A 21924-nucleotide genomic window follows, 5' to 3' on the forward strand; every position below is an offset into this window, starting at 1 on the left:
AGGTGACGCGATGACCGGTGGACGATTGGTCGTCATCGGCAACGGCATGGTCGGCCAACGGTTCGTCGAGGCGCTGCGCGCCCGCGACCACGACCGGCGCTGGCAGGTGACGGTGCTCGCCGAGGAACCCCGCCCGGCGTACGACCGGGTGCGGCTGTCGGCGTTCTTCGACGGGGTGCCCGCCGACGAGCTGAACCTGCACACCCCGGACGACGGGGTGGAGCTGCGCCTCGGCGACCCCGTCACCGGGATCGACCGGGGCCGACGGGTGGTGACCACCGCCACCGGGGAGCACCCGTACGACGCGCTGGTGCTCGCGACCGGGTCGTACCCGTTCGTGCCACCGGTGGCCGGCGCGGACCTGCCCGGCGTCTTCGTCTACCGCACCCTGGACGACCTGGAGGCGATCCGGGAGCACGCCCGGGGTCGGGTGACCGGGGCGGTGATCGGTGGCGGCCTGCTCGGTCTGGAGGCCGCCAACGCGCTGCGGCTGCTGGGGCTGCGTACCCACGTGGTGGAGTTCGCGCCCCGGCTGATGCCGGTGCAGGTCGACGAGGCGGGCGGCGCGATGCTGCGGCGCTACGTCGAGGAGCTGGGGGTCACCACCCACCTCGGGGTGGCCACCACCGCGCTGCGGCCCGGCCCGGACGGCGCGGTCGCCGCGTTGGACCTCTCCGACGGCGGCACGGTCGAGGCCGGCCTGGTGGTGGTGGCCGCCGGTATCCGGCCCCGCGACGAGCTGGCCCGCGCCGCCGGGCTGCCCCTCGGCCCGCGCGGCGGGGTGCTTGTCGACGGGGGCTGCCGCAGCGACGACGAGCGGATCTGGGCGGTCGGCGAGTGCGCCGCCGTCGACGGCACCTGCCACGGCCTGGTCGCCCCCGGGTACGCGATGGCCGAGGTGGTGGCCGATCGGCTGCTCGGCGGCGCGGCCACCTTCCCCGGCGCGGACCGCGCCACCAAACTCAAGCTGCTCGGTGTCGACGTGGCCTCGTTCGGTGACGCCCACGGCACCACCCCGGGCTGCCTGGACGTCACGTTCACCGACCCGGTCACCCGCTCGTACGCGAAGCTGGTCCTCTCCGACGACGCGCGGACGCTGCTCGGCGGGGTGCTGGTCGGGGACGCGACCGCCTACCCGACGCTGCGGGCCAGTGTCGGCGGGCCGTTGCCCGCTCCCCCGCTGGCGCTGCTGGCGCCGGCCGGCGAGGCGGGGGCCGGGGCGGCGGCGCTGCCCGGGGCGGCGCAGGTCTGCTCCTGCAACGCGGTGACCCGGGACGACATCGACGCGGCGATCGCCGGCGGGGCGACCGACGTACCGGCGTTGAAGGCGTGCACCCGGGCCGGGACGAGCTGCGGCTCCTGCGTACCGATGCTCAAGCAGTTGCTCGACGCGGCCGGGGTGCAGCAGTCCACCGCCCTCTGCGAGCACTTCGACGCCAGCCGCCAGGAGCTGTTCGACATCGTCCGGGTGCGCGGCATCCGGACGTTCTCGCAGCTCGTCGCCGAACACGGCCGGGGCCGGGGCTGCGACGTCTGCAAGCCGGTGGTGGCCTCGATCCTCGCCTCGCTGGGCACCGGGCACGTGCTCGACGGCGAGCAGGCGTCGTTGCAGGACACCAACGACCACTTCCTGGCCAACCTGCAACGCGACGGCAGCTACTCGGTGGTGCCCCGGATACCGGGCGGGGAGATCACCCCGGACAAGCTCATCGTGATCGGTGAGGTGGCCCGTGACTTCCAGCTCTACACCAAGATCACCGGCGGGCAGCGGATCGACCTGTTCGGCGCGCGGGTCGAGCAGTTGCCGCAGATCTGGCGTCGGCTGGTCGACGCCGGCTTCGAGTCCGGCCACGCGTACGGCAAGGCGCTGCGGACGGTGAAGTCCTGCGTCGGCGAGACCTGGTGCCGGTACGGCGTGCAGGACTCGGTCGGCCTGGCCGTCGCGCTGGAGCTGCGCTACCGGGGGCTGCGCGCCCCGCACAAGCTCAAGTCCGCCGTCTCCGGCTGTGCCCGGGAGTGCGCCGAGGCCCGCAGCAAGGACTTCGGCATCATCGCCACCGAGACCGGTTGGAACCTCTACCTCGGCGGCAACGGCGGGTTCCGCCCCCGGCACGCCGACCTGTTCGCCACCGACCTGTCCACCGAGGCGCTGATCACGCTGATCGACCGGTTCCTGATGTTCTACGTCCGCACCGCCGACCGGTTGCAGCGCACCGCCGCCTGGATCGAGGCGATGGACGGCGGCCTGGAGCACCTCCGGTCGGTGATCGTCGACGACTCGCTCGGGCTCTGCGCCGAACTCGACGCGGCGATGGCCCGGCACGTGACGTCCTACTCGGACGAGTGGCGCGACGTGCTCGACGACCCGGAACGGCTGCGCCGCTTCACCTCCTTCGTCAACGCCCCCGACGTGCCGGACCCGTCGATCACCTTCGCGGTGGAGCGTGGCCAGCCGGTGCCGACCCGCGCCACCCGGCCCTCCGCCGAGGCCGCGCCATCCGCCGGGACGCCCACCCGACGCCGCCAGCCCGTCGTCCTCGGCCTGCCGGAGGTGCGGCGATGAGCGACACCGCCACCGTCGCCTGGACCCCGGTCTGCCCACTGGACCGGCTGGAACCCGAGCGGGGCGTCGCCGCCCTGGTCGACGGGGTCCAGGTGGCGCTCTTCCGCACCGGCGACGAGCTGTTCGCGGTCGACAACCTCGACCCGCTGAGCGGCGCGTACGTGATGTCGCGGGGCATCGTCGGCAGCCGGGGCGGGACGCCCACCGTCGCCTCACCCCTGCACAAGCAGGTGTACGACCTGCGAACCGGGCTCTGCCTGGACCTGCCCGGGGTGACCCTGCCCCGGTACGACGTCCGCTGCCGGGACGGCCTGGTCGAGGTGCGGCTGCGACAGGAGGAGTGATGCGGGACGAACTGGCCGGCTTCACCATCGGGGTGACCGCCGACCGGCGACGCGACGAACTCGCCGCGTTGCTGGAACGGCGCGGCGCCCGGGTGGTGCTCGCCCCGGCCCTGCGGATCGTGCCGCTGGCCGACGACAGCGACCTGCGGGACGCCACCCGGGCCTGCCTGGACCGGCCACCGGACGTGCTGATGGCCAACACCGGCATCGGAATGCGCGGCTGGCTGGAGGCGGCCGAGGGCTGGGGGTTGGCCGAGCCGTTGAAGGGCGTGCTGTCCCGGGCCTACGTGGTGGCCCGGGGCCCCAAGGCACGGGGGGCGATCCGGGCCGCCGGCCTGCAGGACCAGTGGTCACCCGACTCGGAGAGCTGCGAGGAGGTGGTCGAGCACCTGTGCCGGCGCGGGGTGGCCGGGCAGGTGATCGCCATGCAGCTGCACGGCGACCGGCAGCCGGAGTGCACCGAGGCCCTGGAGGCCGCCGGGGCCACGGTGATCGAGGTGCCCGTCTACCGGTGGGCCCCGCCGACCGACCCGGCCCCGCTGCACCGGCTGATCGACCTGGTCGCCGGCCGGTTGGTCGACGCCGTCACCTTCACCTCCGCCCCGGCGGCGGAGGCGCTGCTGCGCGCCGCCGGCGACCGCACCGAGACGGTGTTGGCCGCGTTGCGCGGGGACGTGCTGGTCAGCTGCGTCGGCGCGGTCACCGCCGAACCGCTGGTCCGCCGGGGAGTGCCGGTCAGCGCGCCGAGCCGGGCCCGGCTCGGCGCGCTGGTCCGCACCATCGTCGACGAGCTGCCCCGCCGTACCCTCACCGTCAAGGCGGCCGGGCATCTGCTGACCCTGCGCGGGCACGCCGCCGTCATCGACGGGGAGCTGCGGCCCCTGGCGCCCGCGCCGATGGCGGTGCTGCGGGCGCTCGCCGCCCGGCCCGGCCGGGTGCTGTCCCGGACCGAGTTGCTGCGCACGCTGCCCCGGGGGGCCGACGAGCACGCCGTGGAGATGGCGGTGGCCCGGCTGCGGGTGGGGCTGCGGGCACCCCGGGTGGTGCAGACCGTCGTCAAGCGCGGCTACCGGCTCCGGGTGGAGTGAGACGTGGGCGGGTCAGCCGGTGGCGACCGGGGTGCTCAGACCTCCAGCTCCACCAGGGCCCGCAGGAAGGCCGCCGCGTGGTCGGCCTCGTCGAAGGCGATCTCCCGGAACAGCGCCGCCGCCCTGCGGTCACCCGCCGCAGCCGCCTGGCGGGAGAACGTGGGGTACATGACGGTCGCCTCGTGCTCCTCACCGGCGATCGACTCCTGCAGGTCGGCCACGTTGCTCCGGACGAAGTGGATCAGCTTCGCCTCGGCCGCGAAGTGGTCGTACCGCTCGGTCCACGCCGTGTCGGCGAAGAGCCGGGCGATGCGCCGCTCGCCGGTACGCGCCGCTTCCTCCCCGTACGCCAGGTACTTGGCGTGGGCGAATGCCTCCCCCTCCACCGCCGTCGACGCGTTCGCCCGGGTCTGCGGATCGAGACCGGCCGCCTGCGCCGGCCCGGCGGCCCCGGCCCCGGGCACGGCCCCCATCGCCATGATCGACACGACTGTCACTGTGCGCATAGCGCCCCCTCCACCGCCGTTCCAGTGAGGAGCAACTCACTGGACGTGACATTCGTGGACGTCGCCGCAGGTCAAGGTGGGTCGATCGACATACCGGACCCACCCGGAGGGCAGGGCCCGGCTGAGCGTGAGCGAGCCCTTCGTTACAGATGGTGACAGGTTTGCACTCAGCCCACCGGGGTCGGGAAGCCCCGGCCGTGCTCGGCCTGGAGCCGGAGCATGGCGTGCTCGACCACCGTCACCAGCACCTGCTTGACCGACTCCCGGTCCCGGGCGTCGCACATCACCAGCGGCACGTCCGACGAGATGGCCAACGCCTCGCGGACCTCCTCCGGCTCGTACAGGTCCGAGCCGTCGAACCGGTTCAGCGCGACCACGTACGGCAGTTTGCGGTTCTCGAAGTAGTCCAGCGGGGCGAAGGCGTCGGTGATCCGCCGGGTGTCCACCAGGACGGCGGCACCCACCGCCCCCCGGATGATCTCGTCCCACATGAACCAGAACCGGGTCTGACCCGGGGTGCCGAACAGGTACAGGATCAGGTCCTGTGCCATGGTGATCCGGCCGAAGTCCATGGCGACCGTGGTGGTCTCCTTGCCGGGCACCTTCGACGGGTCGTCGATACCGACACCGGCGGCGGTCATCAACGCCTCGGTGGTCAGCGGAGTGATCTCGGAGATCGCCCCGACCAGGGTCGTCTTGCCCACGCCGAAGCCGCCCGCGACCACGATCTTCGCGGAGACGATTCCCCGGCTCTGGCGCGACCCGGCGGGGTCATAGCCTGCGAAGTCCACTTAGCACCCTTCCAAGGATTTCCATTCGCTCCTCGAACCCCTCGGCGGGAGCGGCAGTGTGTAGCGTGAGCAGACCGTCGGCGACCAGGTCGGCGACCAGCACCCGGGCGACGCCCAGCGGCATCCGGGTGTACGCGGCGATCTCCGCCAGCGACTGCGCCCGGCCCTCGCAGACGGTGGCGATTCGATACTTGTCGTGCCCGGCGAAGCGGGACTCGGCCACCTGGGTCGGGCTCGAGGTGAGCACCGCCTCCAGCGCGATGTCCCGGCTCGGCTCGGTACGGCCTCGGGTGACCGCGTAAGGACGCACCAGCGCTCCACGTGGATCCCGCCGGGGGTCCATGCCGCGATCACCTCCTGCCGTCCGGGTCCGGCCCGGATACTTCGTCCCTGTGGCCGGGCGCGGTCGCGCCCGGCCTCACCCATCGCCGTGGCTACGAGCGCACGGCGTCCCGGGGCAGCGGCACCAGGGCCGCGCCCACCCGCTCGACCAGCAACGCCATCTCGTAGCCGACCTGACCCACGTCGCAGCTGCGGGCAGCGAGCACCGCCATCGACGAGCCGTCGCTGATCGACATGAGGAACAGGTAGCCACTGTCCATCTCGATCACTGTCTGCAGCACCCCGCCAGCGCTGAACATCCGGGCAGCACCCTCGGTCAGACTCACCACGCCGGACGTGATCGCGGCGAGCTGGTCGGCCCGGTCGGTGGGCAGGTCCCGCGAGGAGGCGAGCAGCAGCCCGTCCGCGGACACCGCCACCACGTGGGCGATGCCCGCCACGCTGTCGGCGAAGTTGGTGAGCAGCCAACCCATGTCCTGCATGGCAGCTGGCCTGTTCATCGGTTCGTCTCCTTGGTCGAGGTGCTGTTGACGTCCGCGCCTGCGGTACGACCGCGCTGCACGCCGCGGTGGTAGGCCGAGAGCAGGCCGCGTACTTCGTCGGGGGTACGACGGCTGCGGTCCCGGCCGCCCTTCGGCTCGATTCCGCCGGGGACGAGCTGGGCCTGGGGCACCCGCTTCGGCAGTCCGGAACGGGTGGTGCCGGCGTTGGCCGGCTCGGCCGCCTGGGTGGCCCGGGACCACCCCTCATCGGCCGCCGTCCGCCAGGCGTCGGCATCGCCGGCCGCCGGAGCCGCCGGGGCCTCGGGGGCGGTCAACGGCGCGGTCGGCGCGTCGATTGTGCCGTACGCCGGCGGCACGGGAGCGGCCGGCGGTTCGGGGATGGTCACGGCGGGCGCTTCCGGAGTGGCCGAGGCGGGCGTGACGGTCGGGGTGCCGGCCGCGGTGGGAGCGGCCGGTACCCGGGTGGGCAGCGGTGGCCGGGACGGCTTGGTCGCGCCGTTCGACCGGGGCGGCGCGGCCGGCGGCTCCTCGTCGAAGCGGGGCCGGGTGAAGATCGCGGTGGCGTCGTCCCCGTGGGACCGGAACCACACCGCCTCCATCTCCCGGAAGATCGGCGAGTCGGCCGGCCGGTCCGGTCGGGCCACCACCGGCGCGGCCGGCGCCGGCGGGGCGTACGAGGCAGCCGGGGCGGCGTACGGAGCGGCGGGGGCGGCGTACGGCTGCACGGCCGGGGCGAACGACGCGGCTGGTGGCGCGGCCGGGGCGAACGACCCCGCCGCAGCCGGAGCGAACGGGGTCGCCGCGGGGGCACCCGCGTACGGCTGCGCCGCAGGGGCACCCGCGTACGGGGTCGCGGCAGGAGCACCGGCGAACGGCATTGCCTGGCCACCGTACGACTCCGCCGTGGGGGCGGCCTGGGCACCGGCGACCGGACCGACCGGGAGCACCGGGGCGGTCTCGCCCGGCGCGGCCCGCCTCGGCAGCGGGTCGATGGTCGGGTTCGCCACCGTGGGGCTGCCGGCCGAGAAGGCGTTGAACCCGGAGTCGGCCGAGGGAGCGGAGACCGGCGTCAACGGCGGGGCGGAGACCGGGCCGCCGAACTGCACGGCGGGAGCGGTGTCCCGGGCGTCCACCGGCGGCTGCCAGGGGGCAGGCGCGGGCGGAGCGGTACGCCACTGGTCGTTCAGCGTCGCCGCAGCGCTACGGGCCCCGTTCAGGGCTCCGCCGAGGCCGGCCGGCGCGGACGTCGGCTGCTCGACCGCCAGCGGCTGGCGCGGCCGGCTGATCGCCTGGTCCCGGCCCCGGTGGGCGGGAAGCACGACGGTGGCGTTGGGCAGCGTCACCTGGGCGACGGTGCCGCCCTCGACGTTGCGGCGCAGCTCCACCCGGATGCTGTACCGGCTGGCGAGCCGGCTGACCACGGCGAGACCCATCAGCCGGAAGGCGGCCACGTCCACGGTCGGTGGGGCGGCGAGCCGGCGGTTGAGCGAATCCAGCTGCTCGTCGGTGAGACCGAGTCCCCGGTCCTCGATCTGGATCAGCACGTAGTCGCGGATCCGCCGGCCGTCGGCGACCACGGTGGTGGTCGGCGGCGAGAAGCGGGTGGCGTTGTCCAACAGTTCGGCGACGAGCCGCACCACGTCGTTGACCGCGTGGGCGGCGACCGAGATGTCGGTGTCGACGGTGCCGAACTCGATCCGGTTGTAGAGCTCCACCTCGGACTGGGCGGCGCGCAGCACGTCGACCAGCAGCGCGTCGTCGCGTCGCGGCACGGCCGAGTCGGCGCCGGCCAGGACCAGCAGGTTCTCGTCGTTACGACGCATCCGGGTGGCGAGGTGGTCCAGCTCGAAGAGCTGGGCGAGCCGCTTCGGGTCCTCCTCACCGCGCTCGATGGCGTCCAGCTCGCCGATCATCCGGTCGACCAGGGTCTGACTGCGCCGGGCCAGGTTGAGGAACATCGCCGAGACGCTGGTCCGCAGCGCCGCCTGCTCGGCGGCGACCCGGACCGCCTCCCGGTGGACCACGTTGAAGGCCAGGGCCACCTGGCCGACCTCGTCCCGGTTGGTCAGCCGGATCGGATCCCGCACCTGCCGGACGATCTCCTCCACACCGCCGTCGCCGACGCTGCCCATGTTCTGCAACCGCTTGACCGCGTCCGGCAGGTCGTGGTTGGCCACCGAGAGGGCACCCTCACGCAGCCGGCGCAGCGAGTGGTTGAGCGAGCGGGCCAGCACCACCGCGAGGGTGATCGCGACGATCAGGGTCAGCAGCACCAGGGCCGACTCGATGACGGCCTGCTGGATGACGTCGCTGCGGGCCTGCTCGGAGCGGGCGAGCAGGGTGTCCTGGAGCTGGATCTCGGTCCACCGCATCAGGTCGTTGACCGCGCCGATCGAGGCGCTGGCGTCGCCGGCGCTGACCGGACTGCGCTGCCCCACCGAGCGGGTGATGTCGGCGGCCACCCGGTCGGCGAGCCCGACGGCGTCACCGGAGACCGCGCTGTCGACCAACGCCCGCTGGGCGGGGTCGGCGGCGAGGGAGAACGCGAGCAACGCCTCCTGCTGGCTGGTCAGGGTCGCCACGAAGGAGGAGAACTGCTCCTCGTCCAGGCGTCCGTTGACCAGCGCGGTGTAGGCGACCGCCTCCTCCTCGGCGACGGCGGACTTGGCCCGGGCGAACGAGGCCACCGCGCGGCGGGCGTCCGCCAGGCTCTCCTGGCCGGGCAGCTGCGCCAGGGTGTCGCCGTAGGAGACCAGGTCGGTCAGGATCACCCCGTACCGCAGGGTGGCCTCGGCGACCGGCATCTGCCTGCGGTCCAGCACCTCCTGCCGGGTCGCGTCGAGCGTCCGCAGGTGGTCGTCGATCACCTTGAGCCGGTCCCGCACGGCGGCCGGGACCTCGCCGATCTCGGCCCGCTCGGCCTGGTAGTCGTTGATCCGCTCGCCGGTGGCCCGGACCCGCAGGTTGTAGGCGTCCGGACGCAGTTGGGGGTTGGCCAGATAGCCGGCGGCGGCCATCCGCTCCTTGTGCAGATCCTGCGCCAGGGCGGAAACGTCGATGGAGAGCGCGGTCAACGACCGGATCTGGGTGGCGTCGACCGCACCCTCAGTAGTGGAGACGAGTCGGATTGTTGCCAACGCGATGACCGCGGCGACCGGTACGACCAGAATGAGGGCGAGCTTGGATCGAATCCGCGCATCCCGCAGCCGGGGCAGTCGACGCTGCCGTTCATGTCCGGCGCTTTCGCCTGGCTCGGGCAGGGTCGTCGGTCCGGTGCTCACGACATCGCCTCCGTCGTATCTTCCACACGCCTGACCCGCCGACCCGCGCCTGGTGCAACGGACAGCGCCATGCGCGGCACGGCCGCGATTTCATCAGAGAAGATCCTGCTTGGGAAGCCGCAGCGGGACAGGAATCGGCCGACCAGCGCGCCGATCACCTTTTGCCCTCATTAGCAGGCCACCCCTGAACAGGGCATGTCACTCCAGAGTGTTCGTACGCCTCTGATGAGTGAGCATGGGTAAATATCTGATGTCCCCACAATGTGAGATTCGCGTCCCGAAACCGCCAACAGCTCCGCGCTTGACCGCAGCGCCCCCGCATTGGCAAGGTTTTGCAGGCTTTCGCGCACACCGTACGGCACCCAATCCCGTTTCTCCACTGAGGACGGACTAGCGGCGGTGACCGGGCACGCCCCACGCCGCACCTGGAGGACTGAGTTGAGCCCCATCCGCTCCGCGACTATCGTGGCGCTCGCATCGGCCGTGCTGGCCACCACGCTCACCGGCTGCTCGTTCGGCGCGGCAGAGGAGGACAACAGCCCCATCACCATCGCCGCCGACCTCGAACTCTCCGGCGCCGCCGCACCGGTCGGCAAGGCGTACCAGCGCGCTCTGGAACTGAAGGTCGAGCAGTTGAACTCCTCCGGCGCCCTGGGCCAGCGGAAGATCAAGCTGGCAGTCAAGGACAACCGGTCCGACGCCAGCGAGTCACTGCGCAACATCGGCGACTTCAGCAACGACCCCAAGGTCAACGCCATCATCATGGGTGGCTGCAACGAGTGCGCCGTCGGCGCCGTCCGCACCGTCAACGAGCGGAAGATCCCGACGATCGCGCTCGCACCGTCCGGCGCGGTGGCCAGCCCGGTCCCCGAACGCCGGTACATGTTCAAGCTGGCGCCCAACGCGGCCGACAGCGCCGCCGCGCTCACCGCCGAGCTACGGCGGCGTGGGATCACCGAGGTCGGCGTCCTGCACAGCGACGACGACTACGGACGCGAGGGCCTGACCGCGCTGGAGGACGAGTTCCGCAAGACCAACATCAAACGGGTCCGCGCCGAGGCGGTACGCACCACCGACACCGAACTCGCCGCACCGATCCGCCGGCTGGCCAACCGTGACCCCGCCGGCCTGATCATCTGGACCCCGCCGGAGCAGGCCGCCCTCGCCGCCACCGCCGCCGACCAGTCCGGCTACACCGGGTCGCTCTTCTTCGACGCCGCCGCGGCCGGCGACCTCTTCCTGGGCAACGCCGGCCAGGCCACCGAGCAGGCCACCCTGATCTTCACCCAGACCATGGTGATCGACGACGTCATCGCCACCACCCCGGCCAAGGCCGCCCGCCGGCAGTGGTTCCAGAGCTACACCGCACGGTTCGGCGGCTACAACGGGCTCTCCTCGTTCGCCGCCGACGCGGTCCAGTTGGTCGCCGACTCGGCGCTACGGGCCGGCGGTAAGGTCGGCAGCGTCAACCGGGACGGCCTCCGGGACGTGCTGGAGACGTCCCAGCTGGACGGCCTCTCCGGGCCGATCCGGATGACCCCGGACAACCACTCCGGCCTGATGCCGCAGGCGCTGACCACGCTGGTGGCGCGCGGCGGACGGTGGCGGCTGGCGGGCTGACGGGACCGGTGGGCTCGGGCTTGTCGGTTGCGGTTCTTCGCGGTGGGGGTGGCCCCACCGCGACCGGCTCCGGGCGGTGAGGCGTGATCCCTGCGCCGGCCACGGTGGGGCCACCCCGGATGTTCGTCAGTGACTGACGGGCCGATCCCCGGTGGGGGTCGGCCCGTCAGTGGTGGTGGGGTCGGCTCGGGGGACTGTCCCGGCGGGGGTCAGCGGGCCGAGGTGGTGGCCCGGACCCAGGGCAGGGCCAGCCGCTCGACCAGCGACAACGCCGAGTAGAGCAGGATGCTCATCGCCGCGATCAGCACGATCGCCGCCCACGCGGTGGCGGTGTCGCCGATCCCGTTGTATTGCAGGATCTGGTAGCCGAGGCCCGGCTTGTCGGAGTAGAACTCCCCGATCACCGCGCCGATCGCGGCCAGCGGCATCGCCACCTTCAGCCCGACGAAGATCTGCGGCAGCGCGGCCGGGAAACGCACCTTGCGGAACGACTGCCACCAGGAGGCGTTCAGCGACCGGGCCAGCTCGGCCAGGTCCGCCGGGGTGGTGGTGAGCCCGGTGGCGGTGGAGAGCACGATCGGGAAGAAGCAGAGCAGGAACACCATGGTCAGGATCGGCTTCTCCCCCCAGCCGACCGAGACCACCAGCAGCGGCCCCAGCGCGATCTTCGGGACCGCGTTGATCGCCACCAGCAGCGGGGCGAACATCCGCTCGGCCCGCCGGGAGGCGGCCAGCACCATTCCGATCAGCACCCCGGCGACCGTCGAGAGCAGGAAGCCGAGCAGCGTCATCAGGGTGGTCGTACCCAGCGCCGGGAAGAGCACGTCCGCCGTCGAGGTCAACGACGTCCAGACCGCCTGCGGCGGCGGCAGGGACGCCGGGTGCACCAGGTGCAGCCCGGAGGTGACCGACCACCAGACGGCCACCGCGACCAGCAGGCCGAGCAGCGGCAGGCCGACCGCTCCGGGGGGGCGTACCCGGGACCAGGGTGACCCGCCGGGCGTCGCGGGGATGGTCGGGATGGTCCCGCCCGGCGGGGTCGGCGGGCCGACCGAACCGGGTACGGGACGGGTCCGGATCGAGTCCGTCACGGGGTCCTCCTCTCCTGCCGGCACGGCGGCCGGCACGCGACGGGGGTGCGCCCACCGGTCGTCCCGCTGGGTCGCACCCCCGTGGCACCGTCGGTGTCGATCAGGCCTTCGGTACGAGGTTGAAGTCGATGATCTGGTCCGGCGTGATGTTCGACTTGAGCGCGCCGGCGCCCTGCAGGATCGCGATGCTCTTGGCGACCCGGTCACTGTCCAGGGTGCCGATGGCGGTGCCGGAGTTGCTGGAGCGGACGTAGCCGGCCATCAGCTGCAGCTCGGCGGCGGCCGACGCCGGGTTGGTGGCATCGACGTTCTTCTTCAGGATCTCGGCAGCCTCCTGCGGATTGGCCAGGGCGTACTCCAGGCCCTTGAGCAGCGCGGCGGTGAACTTCTTCACCATCTCCGGCTTCTCCTTGGAGAGCTTGCTGGAGGTGATCAGCGCGTTGCCGTAGAGGTCCTGCATCACGTTGCTGTACGGCAGCACGACCGGCTTCTTCTTGGTGACCGCCTCGACGGTCGGCTGGCCGACGACGAACTGGCCGATGCCGTCCACCTGGCTGGAGGCGAGCATGCCCATCAGGGTCTGCGCCTCACCGTTGACCCAGGTCACCTTGGTGTAGTCCACCCCGGCCATCCGGGCGTAGGTCGGAAAGAGGTTGCGCACGACGGAGCCGGGGGTGTCGGCGAGCTTCTTGCCCTCCAGGTCCTTCGGCGTGGCGATGTTCTCGCCCTCGACCGAGACGATGGCGGCCATGGTGCGCTGCTGGATCGCGGCCACCGCCACGAAGTCCTTCGCCTGGCCGTTGCCGACCTGGAGCAGGCCGCCGGTCAGGTCGATCGGGCCGAACTGGGCCTGGCCACCGACGATGGTCTGAATGACCATGTTGGTGCCCTGACCGGCCTTGATCTCCACGTCGAAGCCGGCCTCCTTGAAGAAGCCCTTGTCCTTCGCCACCCAGACGTACGAGTCACGGCCGAAGTTGCCGAACGAGGTCAGGTAGGTCACCTTCTCCAGCGACTTACCGTCGCCGCCCTTTGCTGCGTCCGCCGGGTCGGATCCGCCGCTGCAGGCGGAGACCAGGGCGAGGGCGGTGGCCAGGGTGGCCGCGGCGACCGTGCGGGTCAGCCTTGTCATCAGTGCACCATGTCCTTTCCGACCGGGCGCATCACCCGGAGGGGGTTGTCGGTCCGGCGGCACCAGCGTGAGGGGGCACCGACGCCGCCGTCGTGAAGGGACTCTTCGCTGGCACAGCGTACGAGACACCCAGGGTCACGACACCAGGCGGATCGGGTTGCGGAACGGAAACAACTCACCTTGACCCCGGACAGTGTGCACCCGACACGCTGGGGATATCCTTGTCGGATTCCTGACCGCCCACTCAGGGGAGACCGACGGCGATGATCCGACTGTCCGATGTGTCGCGAACCTTCGACGGCCGTTCCGGGCGGGTCGAGGCGCTGCGCGGGATCGACCTCGAGGTGGCCGAGGGCGAGTTCGTCGCCGTGCTCGGCCGCTCCGGCTGCGGCAAGTCCACCCTACTCCGCATGATCGCCGGGCTGCTGCCGGTCAGCGGCGGCGAGATCACCGTCGCCGGCAGCCCGATCACCCGGCCCCGCCGGGACGTCGCGATGCTCTTCCAGAAGCCCGCCCTGCTCCCCTGGCGCACCGTGCTCGACAACGTGCTGCTGCCGGCCGAGATCTTCGGCTGGAGCCGCGCCAAGCACCGCGAACGGGCCCGGCAGCTGCTGGAACTCTCCGGCCTGGGCGGCTTCGAGAAGCGGCTGCCGCACGAACTCTCCGGCGGTATGCAGCAGCGGGTCTCGCTGTGCCGGTCGCTGATCGGCGAGCCACGGGTGATGCTGATGGACGAGCCCTTCTCCGCCCTGGACGCGCTCACCCGGGAGGAACTCTCCGGCGAGCTGCAACGGGTGCACATGGAGACCGGAGCGACCGTCGTCTTCGTCACCCACTCCATCGACGAGGCGGTGCTGCTCGCCGACCGGGTCGTCGTGCTCAGCCCCCGCCCGGGACGCATCCGCAAGGTCGTCCGGGTCGACATTCCCCGACCCCGCACCCTCGGCCGCAACGCCCACCTGGCGGACGTCGCCCGGGTCAGCGCCGACCTGCACGAACTGCTGATGGAGCGCGAGACGGCGACGACAGCAGGGGCGGAGACACGATGACCATGCGGGTGGCGATCTTCACCGAGCCGCACCGGGGCGCGAGCTACGACGACCAGCTCCGGTTCGCCCAGCTGTGCGAGGCCGGCGGCTTCGACGGTTTCCTCCGGGCCGACCACTACCGGGCGATGGGGGACGAACCCGGGCTGCCCGGCCCCACCGATGCCTGGCTGACCCTGGCCGCGCTGGCCCGCGAGACCTCCCGCATCCGGCTCGGCACCCTGGTCACCTCGGCCACCTTCCGGCTGCCCGGCCCGCTGGCCATGATGGTCGCCCAGGTCGACCAGATGAGCGGCGGCCGGATCGAGCTGGGCATCGGCGCCGGCTGGTACGAGCGGGAGCACACCACGTACGGCATCCCCTTCCCGAAGGTCGGCGAGCGCTTCGACCGGCTCGCCGAGCAGCTGGAGATCATCACCGGCCTGTGGCGTACCCCGGTCGGCGAGACCTACAGCTGGACCGGCGAGCACTACCAGCTCGTCGACGCCCCGGCCCTGCCCCGACCGGTCCAGCAGCCCGGCCCGCCGGTGATCGTCGGTGGCCGGGGCCCGAAGCGCACCCCCGACCTGGCCGCCCGGTACGCCGACGAGTTCAACATGCCGTTCAAGTCGGTCGAGGAGACCGCCGAGGCGTACGACCGGGTACGGGAGGCGTGCGACCGGGCCGGCCGCGCCGACTCGGGGCGAGCCCCGCTCGTGCTCTCCGCCGGGATCGTGGTGGCGATCGGGCGGACCGACGCGGAGGCCCAGCGTCGGGCCGCGCCGCTGCACGTCAAGAGTGCCCTGCCGCCGGAGGACCCGGTGGTCGGCTCCCCCGCCCAACTGGTCGACCGGATCGGCCAGTTCGCGGCGATCGGCGCCACCCGGGTCCACCTGCGGCTGATCGAACTCGACGACCTCGACCACCTGGAGCTCATCGGCACCGAGGTGCTCCCGCAACTGGACGGAACCCGATGACCGACTTGACCCACGACCTCGAACTCGGCCCGGTCGGCCAGGAGATCGTCTACGAGAACGACCGGGTCCGGGTCTGGCACATCCGGCTGGCACCGGGCGAGCGGCAGCCGCTGCACCGGCACGACCACCCCTACCTGGTGGTGGCGATCGAGGGCGCGAAGAACGTGGTGCAGACCGTCGACGGCACCCGGATCGACGCCGACGAACCCGCCGGCGGGGTGGTCTACCGGGACCCCGGGGCCGTCCACATGCTCACCAATGTCGGGGACACGACTTACCTGGCCCGTCTGGTGGAGCTCAAGTAGCCGCTGGTAGAGCTTGGGTAACAGCTGGTCCCGGCCGCGCCGCGCCACAGTGGCGATCGGGCGCACCGGGCCGTAACGTGCGCGACATGGCCTTTCGGACGTGGGGCAGACTGCTGCTCACCGCACTCGGGGTGAGCATGTTGGCCGGGGCCGGCCAGCTGGGTATCGCGTACGGCTTCGGCATCGTCCGGCTCACCGGCGACTTCACCGACGTCAACCGGTGGCCGGCCCAGCTCGCCTGGGTCGGCTGGTTCGCGGTGACCGCCGCCGTGGTCGGCGCGGTCCTCACCGGCCGGCTCGCCCGCCGCGAAGGGCTGCCGGAGGACACCCCGGTGCAGCTGGCGATCTCCGGTGCCGCCGCGCTCGGCGCGCTGGTCGTCGCCCCGCTCTGCATGCAGCCCGCACGGGCCGCCGAGCTGAGCGCCATCGACCCGGTCTGGGCGGTCGGCATCTGCGCGGTCGCCGGCGCGGTGGTCGGCGCGGGGGCCGCCTCGGCCGTCCTGCTGCGGCCTCCGCTGGGCTGGAACGTCGCCATGCTGGGCGGTGCGCTCTGGCTGGTCGCGCTGCTCTCGGCCGCGCCGGGGGTGCTGTCCACCGAACCGCTGCGCACCGTACGCCTGGGGGTGCTGGAGCCCGCCTGGCTCGGCGCGGACCGGGCGCAGCGGCTGGCGATCGTGCTGCTGCCCGTGGTCGCGCTGCTGGCCGGCGCGGTGACCGGCGGGCTGGCCCGACGGCGGGGGCACGTCCCGCTGATCGGCGGTGCCGCCGGTGCGGCCGGCCCGGTGCTGCTCGCCTTCGCCTACCTGACCGCCGGGCCGGGCGACTCGGTGGACCGTTACCAGCTCGCCCCCTACTATGGCGCGGTGATCGCGGTCGCCACCGGCGCGCTCGGCTCGGTCGCCGCCGCCCTGCTGCGCTGGCCGCTGCTGCCCGCCCGCCCCGCCACCACCACCGCCGGTCCCGCCGGCGACGGCGACGGCGACGGCGCGATCGAGCCGACCGACATCCTCGCGCCGCTGCCGACCCCACCGACCCCACCCGGTACCACCTCGGACACCGCCACCTCGGCTGACCTCGTCTCGGACGAGCCCAGCACCGTGGACCTGAGCGCCGCCGCCCGGACCGTCGTCGGCCCGGCCCGTACCGGAGCCACCTCCCTGCGGCCCGGGGACGACGACTTCCCCGCTACGGTGCCGGCCCCCGCCTCAGGTTGGCTCCCGCCCGACGCGTCGGGCACCGGTCCCACCCCGGCCCACTGGGACTGGCCGGACACCCCGGTCGCCCCCGTCGACCGACCGGTGACCCGGTCCGCCGCGCCGGACGGGGCCGCCGCCGGCGCGAGGCCCCTCGCGCCCGCCGAGGTAGGGGCTGGGCCCGACGTCACCGAACCGGAATCCCGGCTCGGCCCCGACGGTGGGCCGGCCGGCCGGACCGCCCCGATCCAACCCACCGAGGCAACCCAGGCGACCCCCACCGGACCGACCCCCACCGAGGTCATCCCGGCCGAGGTCGCCAGCGCGGAGCAGCCGGAGGCTGTCGGAGCGAGCACCGGGGACGACCCGGTGTCCCCGCCGAAACCCCGCGCGAAGCGGACCCGCCGGGCCCGTCCCGCCGACACCGATGCCCCGGTCGTCCCCACCGGGCGAGCCGACTCCGAGCCCTCCGTCGGCGCGAGCGGCACCACAGAGACGACCCCCACCGCCGGGCAACCGACCACCGTCGTACCCACCCCGGCCAGCCCCGATGCCGGCCTGAGCGCCCCCGATCCGGGCACCTCACCGCCGGCTGCGGCAGCACCCGGCAGCGCGGACGCAGGGGTCGGGGCGGCCGGTGGGACGGTGGAGCCGGCTGCCGGGTCGCGGCACGTCCCGCCCGGTGGTGTCGAGTCCACGCCGCGTCCCCGGCACCAACTGCCCGACCTGAGCGGTAGGGGCAGCTGGCTCGGCACCCCCCATCCCGGGCCGGTGCGGACGCCACTGCCCTTCCCCGAACCGGACACCACCGAGCCGACGAGCACCCCCGGCCCGGTCAGCCTCCGCTGGGAGCCGACCGACACCGGCACCGCCGACCCGGTGGACGACCCACCCGTCGCCCCGGCTCCGACCGGCGATGCCGAGCAGAAGCCGACCGGCCGGACCAAGGGCCGGCGAGGGCTGTTCCGACGCAACCGGCCCGCCGAGGGCGAGTCGACGGCCGAGCCCACCGCAGACCCGGTGACGCCGGACGAGGAGTACGTCGACTGGGTCACCGGCCTGAGCAAGCCCCTGGCCGACAACGAGCCGGAACGGGAGAGCGGCCGACGCTCACTACGCACCAGCGGACGCCACCACCGCGACTGATCACGGTCGCGACAACCCCACCGTGTCCCCACCCCGATACCTGGTGATCAAGAGGTTTACGTCAGATTCCGGCTTACGGATGACGCAAACCTCTTGATCACCGGGGCGGGGCGGGGGAGGGGGCGGGCGGGAGGGGGCGGGGGAGGCGGGAGGGAGGGGGCGGGGTTAGGGGAGGGGGAGGTAGACGCGGCTGCCGGCGTTGAGGAATTCGGTGGACTTGTCCTGCATTCCTCGGGCGGCGTAGTCCTTCAGTTCCTGGGTGATCTTCATGGAGCAGAACTTCGGGCCGCACATCGAGCAGAAGTGCGCGGTCTTCGCCGGTTCTGCCGGGAGCGTCGCGTCGTGGTAGGAGCGGGCGGTCTCCGGGTCCAGCGACAGGTTGAACTGATCCTCCCAACGGAACTCGAACCGCGCCTTCGACAGCGCGTCGTCCCACGCCTGCGCGCCCGGGTGCCCCTTGGCCAGGTCGGCCGCGTGCGCCGCGATCTTGTACGCGATGACGCCGGCCTTCACGTCGTCCCGGTCGGGCAGTCCCAGGTGCTCCTTCGGGGTGACGTAGCAGAGCATCGCGGTGCCGAACATGCCGATCATGGCGGCCCCGATCGCCGAGGTGATGTGGTCGTACGCGGGGGCGATGTCGGTGGTCAGCGGGCCGAGCGTGTAGAACGGGGCCTCGTGGCACCACTCCTGCTGGAGGTCCACGTTTTCCTTGATCTTGTGCATCGGCACGTGGCCGGGGCCCTCGATCATCACCTGCACGTCGTACTCCCAGGCGATCGTCGTCAGCTCGCCGAGGGTGCGCAGCTCGGCGAACTGGGCCTCGTCGTTGGCGTCGGCGATCGACCCGGGCCGCAGCCCGTCGCCGAGCGAGAACGTCACGTCGTAGCGCGCGAGCAGCTCACACAGCTCACGGAAGTTGGTGTAGAGGAAGTTCTCCTCGTGGTGCGCCAGGCACCAGGCCGCCATGATCGACCCACCCCGGGAGACGATCCCGGTGACCCGGTCCACCGCCAGCGGCACGTACGGCAGCAGCACCCCGGCGTGCACCGTCATGTAGTCCACGCCCTGCTCTGCCTGCTCGATCACCGTCTCCCGGAACACCTCCCAGCTGAGCTTCACCGGATCGCCGCCGACCTTCTCCAGGGCCTGGTAGATCGGCACGGTGCCGATCGGCACGGGCGAGTTGCGCACGATCGACTCGCGCGTCTCGTGGATCCGCTTGCCGGTCGACAGGTCCATCACGGTGTCCGCGCCCCAGCGGGTGGCCCAGGTCAGCTTCTCCACCTCCTCGGCGACCGACGAGGTCACCGCCGAGGTGCCGATGTTGGCGTTCACCTTCACCAGGAACGCCTTGCCGATGATCGCCGGCTCGCACTCGGGGTGGTTGACGTTGAGCGGCAGCACCGCCCGCCCGGCGGCGATCTCGTCCCGGACGAACTCCGGCGTCATGCCCTCGCGGATCGCCACGAACTCCATCTCCGGGGTGACCACCCCGGCGCGGGCGTACCCGAGCTGGGTGGGGCGTTTCCGGTCCATACCGGCCAGCGGGGTGCCGGCGCCCCGGACCGGCGCGACGTCACCCCGGGCGGCGATCCACGGGCCGCGCAGCGGCGGCAACCCCACCTCCGGGTCCGAGCCGGGACCGGAGGTGTCGTAGAGGCGTACCGGCGGGTTGTCCCCGGCCAGCTCCACCTCGGCGAACGGCACCCGGACATCCGACCGGGAACCCTCGACATAGACCTTGCGACGTGCCTGCATGACAGCCTCCCTGATGGTCAACGGGACCAGCCGAAGTGGTCCAACGGGCCGCGTCCCGCGCCCAGTTCCCAGTCCCGCGCGCCGGTCAGCGCACGGGTGACGTACTCCTTGGCGGTGGTCACCGCGACCGGCACCGGATCGCCCGCCGCCAGCCGGACGGCGATGGCCGCCGAGAACGAACAGCCGGTGCCGTGGCTGTGCCGGGTGTCGACCCGGGGCGCGCGGAGCAGGGTGGTCGTCCCACCGCCGGCCAGCACGTCGACCGACTCGCCGGCCGCGTCGACGTCGCCGCCGGTGACCACCACGTACTCCGGGCCGCCGGCCGCCAGGTCCTGCGCCGCCACGACCATCTCCTCGACCGTGCCCACCGGGCGTCCGGTGAGGGCGGCGGCCTCCGCGCAGTTCGGCGTCGCCACCTCCGCGTACGGCAGCAGCCGCTCGACCGCCGCCACCACGCCGAGCCGGTGTCCACTGGTGGCGACGAGCACCGGGTCGACGACCAGGTGCGGCAGCCGGCCCGCCTTCGCCGCCTCGGCCACCGCGTCGGCCACCGCCGGGCTGCCGAGCATCCCGGTTTTCACCGCGCGTACCCCGAAGTCGGCGAGCACGCTGTCGAGCTGTTCGGTGACGGTGCGCGGGGGCAGCGGCAGCACGGCGTCGACACCTCGGGTGTTCTGCGCGGTGACGGCGGTCAGCACACTCGTGCCGTACGCGCCGAGGGCGGCGAAGACCTTCAGGTCGGCCTGGATGCCGGCACCACCGCCGGAGTCGGAACCGGCGATGGTGAGCACGGTCGTGGGCGTCATGTCGTCTCCTCGGTCCACGCCCCGCCGACCGGGATGCGGTCCGTCGTGCGGGGGGTTGCGGGCTGCGGCCGACCGTGCCCACTCCGGGCGACGCTCGTGAGGGTCGCGGCGACCCCGGTCGGGTCGGCGGCGCGCATGAGCGCCCCGAGCACCGCCACCCCGACCGCGCCCGCTTCGACACAGGCCGTCACCTGTTCCGGGGTCTCGATGCCGCCCAGGGCGAACACGGGCACCGGGCTGAGCCGGACCAGCCGGCGCAGGCCGTCCGGGTGCAGCGGCGGACCGTAGCCGGGTTTGCTACGGGTGGGCCAGACCGGTGAGAGCGTCACGTAGTCCTCGGTGGTCAGTCGGGCCAGTTCCGCCGCGTCGTGGCACGACCGGCCGACGAGCCGGACAGCCGGCGGCGGGTACGGCCCGGCCGCCGGCAGGTGCACCGCCTCTCCCCCGAGCGGGTCGGGACCGGCGACGATCAGGGTGCCGCCGACCTCGGCGAGGATCGCCCGCAGCTCGACGGCGAGGGCCGCCCGCTCGGCGCGGGGCAGGTCCCGCTCCCGCAGCACCACCCACCGGACGCCACCACGTACCGCCCCCGCGACGACGTCGACGAGGTCAGCCCGCGCCGTCCGTCGGTCGGTCAACAGCAGCACCCCCGACGGCCCCTGGCCGCCCACGCCGGAGTGGCTCACAGCTCGGGTCTTCCGTCGTCGGGGGTGGAGGCGAGGGCGTGGAAACGGCGGGGAATGCGCCCGGCGGCGTACGCGAGCCGCCCGGCCTGGACGCCGTACCGCATGGCGGTGGCCATCGCCGTCGGGTCGGCGGCCCGGGTGACGGCGCTGGCCAGCAGCACCCCGTCGCAGCCCAGCTCCATGGCGAGCGCCGCGTCGGACGCGGTGCCGATCCCGGCGTCGAGGATCACCGGCACGTCGACGCTCTGCCGGATCAGCCGGATATGGTGCTGATTGGTCACCCCCAGGCCGGAGCCGATCGGCGCACCGGCCGGCATCACTGCCGCGCAGCCGACGTCGGCCAGTCGGCGGGCCAGCACCGGGTCGTCCGAGGTGTACGGCAGCACGACGAAGCCGTCGGCGACGAGTTCCTCGGCCGCCCGCAGCAGCTCCACCCCGTCCGGGAGCAGGGTGCGCTCGTCCCCGATCACCTCCAGCTTCACCCAGTCGGTGTCGAACGCCTCCCGGGCCAGCCGGGCCACCTTCACCGCCTCCCCCGCGGTGTAGCAGCCGGCGGTGTTGGGCAGCAGCCGCACCGCGCACCGGTCGAGCAGGTCGAGCAGTCCGCCGGCGGTGCCGGGGGCGGTGTCGACCCGGCGCAGGGCGAGGGTGACCAGTTCGGTGCCGGAGGCCCGGATCGCCTGCTCCAGCACGTGCAGGTTGGCCGCGCCGCCGGTGCCGAGGATGAGCCGGGAGGTGAACGTCTCGGTGCCGATGGTGAGGGGCAT

At 72.9% G+C, this 21924-nt stretch carries 20 protein-coding genes; 8 read left to right on the forward strand and 12 right to left on the reverse strand.

Annotated features, from left to right (window positions below; genetic code table 11):
* Positions 1-10: 10 nt before the first annotated feature.
* The 3 genes from nirB to ACIG87_RS05970 are packed head-to-tail and all read left to right on the forward strand — an operon-like array spanning position 11 to position 3995.
* Positions 11-2563 (forward strand): nitrite reductase large subunit NirB, encoded by a 2553-nt coding sequence (gene nirB / locus ACIG87_RS05960; RefSeq protein ID WP_396848617.1) that lies wholly within the window; start codon positions 11-13, stop codon positions 2561-2563.
* Entirely contained in the window at positions 2560-2907 is a 348-nt protein-coding gene (nirD, locus tag ACIG87_RS05965; protein ID WP_396848619.1) for a nitrite reductase small subunit NirD, read from the forward strand. The genes nirB and nirD overlap by 4 nt, the downstream gene beginning before the upstream one ends.
* Positions 2907-3995, forward strand: a complete 1089-nt coding sequence (locus ACIG87_RS05970; protein ID WP_396848621.1) for a uroporphyrinogen-III synthase — start codon at positions 2907-2909, stop codon at positions 3993-3995. The genes nirD and ACIG87_RS05970 overlap by 1 nt, the downstream gene beginning before the upstream one ends.
* Before the next feature lie 35 nt (positions 3996-4030).
* On the opposite strand, the gene ACIG87_RS05975 is transcribed toward ACIG87_RS05970, so the two are convergent.
* The 6 genes from ACIG87_RS05975 to ACIG87_RS06000 all read right to left on the reverse strand — a co-directional run bounded on the left by ACIG87_RS05975 (position 4031) and on the right by ACIG87_RS06000 (position 9576).
* On the reverse strand, positions 4031-4501 hold the full coding sequence (locus ACIG87_RS05975; RefSeq protein WP_396848623.1) for a ferritin family protein: 471 nt from the start codon (positions 4499-4501) through the stop codon (positions 4031-4033).
* Between the two features lie 167 nt (positions 4502-4668).
* The gene (locus tag ACIG87_RS05980) at positions 4669-5292 is read right to left on the reverse strand and encodes a GTP-binding protein (protein ID WP_396848625.1); all 624 of its coding nucleotides are present in this window, start codon (positions 5290-5292) and stop codon (positions 4669-4671) included.
* On the reverse strand, positions 5273-5635 hold the full coding sequence (locus tag ACIG87_RS05985; protein WP_396848627.1) for a DUF742 domain-containing protein: 363 nt from the start codon (positions 5633-5635) through the stop codon (positions 5273-5275). The genes ACIG87_RS05980 and ACIG87_RS05985 overlap by 20 nt, the downstream gene beginning before the upstream one ends.
* 91 nt (positions 5636-5726) lie before the next feature.
* Positions 5727-6134, reverse strand: a complete 408-nt coding sequence (locus tag ACIG87_RS05990) for a roadblock/LC7 domain-containing protein (RefSeq protein ID WP_067313320.1) — start codon at positions 6132-6134, stop codon at positions 5727-5729.
* Positions 6131-9418, reverse strand: a complete 3288-nt coding sequence (locus ACIG87_RS05995; protein ID WP_396848629.1) for a nitrate- and nitrite sensing domain-containing protein — start codon at positions 9416-9418, stop codon at positions 6131-6133. Before ACIG87_RS05995 ends, ACIG87_RS05990 begins: the two co-directional genes overlap by 4 nt.
* Positions 9415-9576 carry a hypothetical protein gene (locus tag ACIG87_RS06000; protein ID WP_396848631.1) on the reverse strand — a complete coding sequence of 54 codons (162 nt, stop codon included), beginning with the start codon at positions 9574-9576 and terminating at the stop codon, positions 9415-9417. Before ACIG87_RS06000 ends, ACIG87_RS05995 begins: the two co-directional genes overlap by 4 nt.
* 280 nt (positions 9577-9856) lie before the next feature.
* Here ACIG87_RS06000 and ACIG87_RS06005 point away from each other — a divergent pair, with 280 nt between their 5' ends.
* Positions 9857-11038: an ABC transporter substrate-binding protein gene (locus ACIG87_RS06005; protein WP_396848633.1), complete on the forward strand. Its 1182-nt coding sequence runs from the start codon at positions 9857-9859 to the stop codon at positions 11036-11038.
* A 209-nt stretch (positions 11039-11247) separates the two neighbouring features.
* Here the strand turns inward: ACIG87_RS06005 and ACIG87_RS06010 are convergent, their stop codons facing one another.
* Both ACIG87_RS06010 and ACIG87_RS06015 read right to left on the reverse strand, forming a co-directional pair.
* Positions 11248-12060 carry an ABC transporter permease gene (locus ACIG87_RS06010; protein ID WP_396848749.1) on the reverse strand — a complete coding sequence of 271 codons (813 nt, stop codon included), beginning with the start codon at positions 12058-12060 and terminating at the stop codon, positions 11248-11250.
* Positions 12061-12229: 169 nt separating this feature from the next.
* The gene (locus ACIG87_RS06015; RefSeq protein WP_396848635.1) at positions 12230-13261 is read right to left on the reverse strand and encodes an ABC transporter substrate-binding protein; all 1032 of its coding nucleotides are present in this window, start codon (positions 13259-13261) and stop codon (positions 12230-12232) included.
* Between the two features lie 263 nt (positions 13262-13524).
* On the opposite strand from ACIG87_RS06015, the gene ACIG87_RS06020 reads away from it, so the two are divergent.
* From ACIG87_RS06020 to ACIG87_RS06035, 4 genes are all read left to right on the forward strand, one after another.
* Positions 13525-14310, forward strand: coding sequence for an ABC transporter ATP-binding protein (locus ACIG87_RS06020; protein ID WP_396848637.1), 786 nt, complete (start codon positions 13525-13527; stop codon positions 14308-14310).
* Positions 14311-14312: 2 nt separating this feature from the next.
* Positions 14313-15263: an LLM class F420-dependent oxidoreductase gene (locus ACIG87_RS06025; RefSeq protein ID WP_396848751.1), complete on the forward strand. Its 951-nt coding sequence runs from the start codon at positions 14313-14315 to the stop codon at positions 15261-15263.
* Entirely contained in the window at positions 15260-15568 is a 309-nt protein-coding gene (locus ACIG87_RS06030; protein WP_396848639.1) for a cupin, read from the forward strand. The genes ACIG87_RS06025 and ACIG87_RS06030 overlap by 4 nt, the downstream gene beginning before the upstream one ends.
* Before the next feature lie 86 nt (positions 15569-15654).
* The gene (locus tag ACIG87_RS06035) at positions 15655-17907 is read left to right on the forward strand and encodes a hypothetical protein (RefSeq protein WP_396848641.1); all 2253 of its coding nucleotides are present in this window, start codon (positions 15655-15657) and stop codon (positions 17905-17907) included.
* Between the two features lie 165 nt (positions 17908-18072).
* Here ACIG87_RS06035 and thiC read toward each other — a convergent pair whose 3' ends face one another.
* From thiC to ACIG87_RS06055, 4 genes are read right to left on the reverse strand one after another with little or no spacing between them, the layout of a single operon-like run.
* The gene (gene thiC / locus ACIG87_RS06040) at positions 18073-19665 is read right to left on the reverse strand and encodes a phosphomethylpyrimidine synthase ThiC (protein WP_396848642.1); all 1593 of its coding nucleotides are present in this window, start codon (positions 19663-19665) and stop codon (positions 18073-18075) included.
* 17 nt (positions 19666-19682) lie between these two features.
* Positions 19683-20471, reverse strand: a complete 789-nt coding sequence (gene thiD / locus ACIG87_RS06045; protein WP_396848644.1) for a bifunctional hydroxymethylpyrimidine kinase/phosphomethylpyrimidine kinase — start codon at positions 20469-20471, stop codon at positions 19683-19685.
* Positions 20468-21157 carry a thiamine phosphate synthase gene (locus ACIG87_RS06050; protein ID WP_396848645.1) on the reverse strand — a complete coding sequence of 230 codons (690 nt, stop codon included), beginning with the start codon at positions 21155-21157 and terminating at the stop codon, positions 20468-20470. The genes thiD and ACIG87_RS06050 overlap by 4 nt, the downstream gene beginning before the upstream one ends.
* Complete coding sequence (locus tag ACIG87_RS06055; RefSeq protein WP_396848647.1) at positions 21154-21924, reverse strand: thiazole synthase; 771 nt, start codon at positions 21922-21924, stop codon at positions 21154-21156. Before ACIG87_RS06055 ends, ACIG87_RS06050 begins: the two co-directional genes overlap by 4 nt.

The organism is Micromonospora sp. NPDC051925, from assembly GCF_044548625.1.
Taxonomy (GTDB): domain Bacteria; phylum Actinomycetota; class Actinomycetes; order Mycobacteriales; family Micromonosporaceae; genus Micromonospora.

Bases quoted from the DNA above. Each gene is read 5' to 3' on its own strand.
- ACIG87_RS06015 (WP_396848635.1), bottom strand. From the start codon at position 13,261: ATGACAAGGCTGACCCGCACGGTCGCCGCGGCCACCCTGGCCACCGCC.
- nirD (WP_396848619.1), top strand. From the start codon at position 2,560: ATGAGCGACACCGCCACCGTCGCCTGGACCCCGGTCTGCCCACTGGAC.
- ACIG87_RS05985 (WP_396848627.1), bottom strand. From the start codon at position 5,635: ATGGACCCCCGGCGGGATCCACGTGGAGCGCTGGTGCGTCCTTACGCG.
- thiD (WP_396848644.1), bottom strand. From the start codon at position 20,471: ATGACGCCCACGACCGTGCTCACCATCGCCGGTTCCGACTCCGGCGGT.
- nirB (WP_396848617.1), top strand. From the start codon at position 11: ATGACCGGTGGACGATTGGTCGTCATCGGCAACGGCATGGTCGGCCAA.
- thiC (WP_396848642.1), bottom strand. From the start codon at position 19,665: ATGCAGGCACGTCGCAAGGTCTATGTCGAGGGTTCCCGGTCGGATGTC.
- ACIG87_RS06020 (WP_396848637.1), top strand. From the start codon at position 13,525: ATGATCCGACTGTCCGATGTGTCGCGAACCTTCGACGGCCGTTCCGGG.
- ACIG87_RS05975 (WP_396848623.1), bottom strand. From the start codon at position 4,501: ATGCGCACAGTGACAGTCGTGTCGATCATGGCGATGGGGGCCGTGCCC.
- ACIG87_RS05990 (WP_067313320.1), bottom strand. From the start codon at position 6,134: ATGAACAGGCCAGCTGCCATGCAGGACATGGGTTGGCTGCTCACCAAC.
- ACIG87_RS06030 (WP_396848639.1), top strand. From the start codon at position 15,260: ATGACCGACTTGACCCACGACCTCGAACTCGGCCCGGTCGGCCAGGAG.
- ACIG87_RS06035 (WP_396848641.1), top strand. From the start codon at position 15,655: ATGGCCTTTCGGACGTGGGGCAGACTGCTGCTCACCGCACTCGGGGTG.
- ACIG87_RS06025 (WP_396848751.1), top strand. From the start codon at position 14,313: ATGCGGGTGGCGATCTTCACCGAGCCGCACCGGGGCGCGAGCTACGAC.
- ACIG87_RS06055 (WP_396848647.1), bottom strand. From the start codon at position 21,924: ATGCCCCTCACCATCGGCACCGAGACGTTCACCTCCCGGCTCATCCTC.
- ACIG87_RS05970 (WP_396848621.1), top strand. From the start codon at position 2,907: ATGCGGGACGAACTGGCCGGCTTCACCATCGGGGTGACCGCCGACCGG.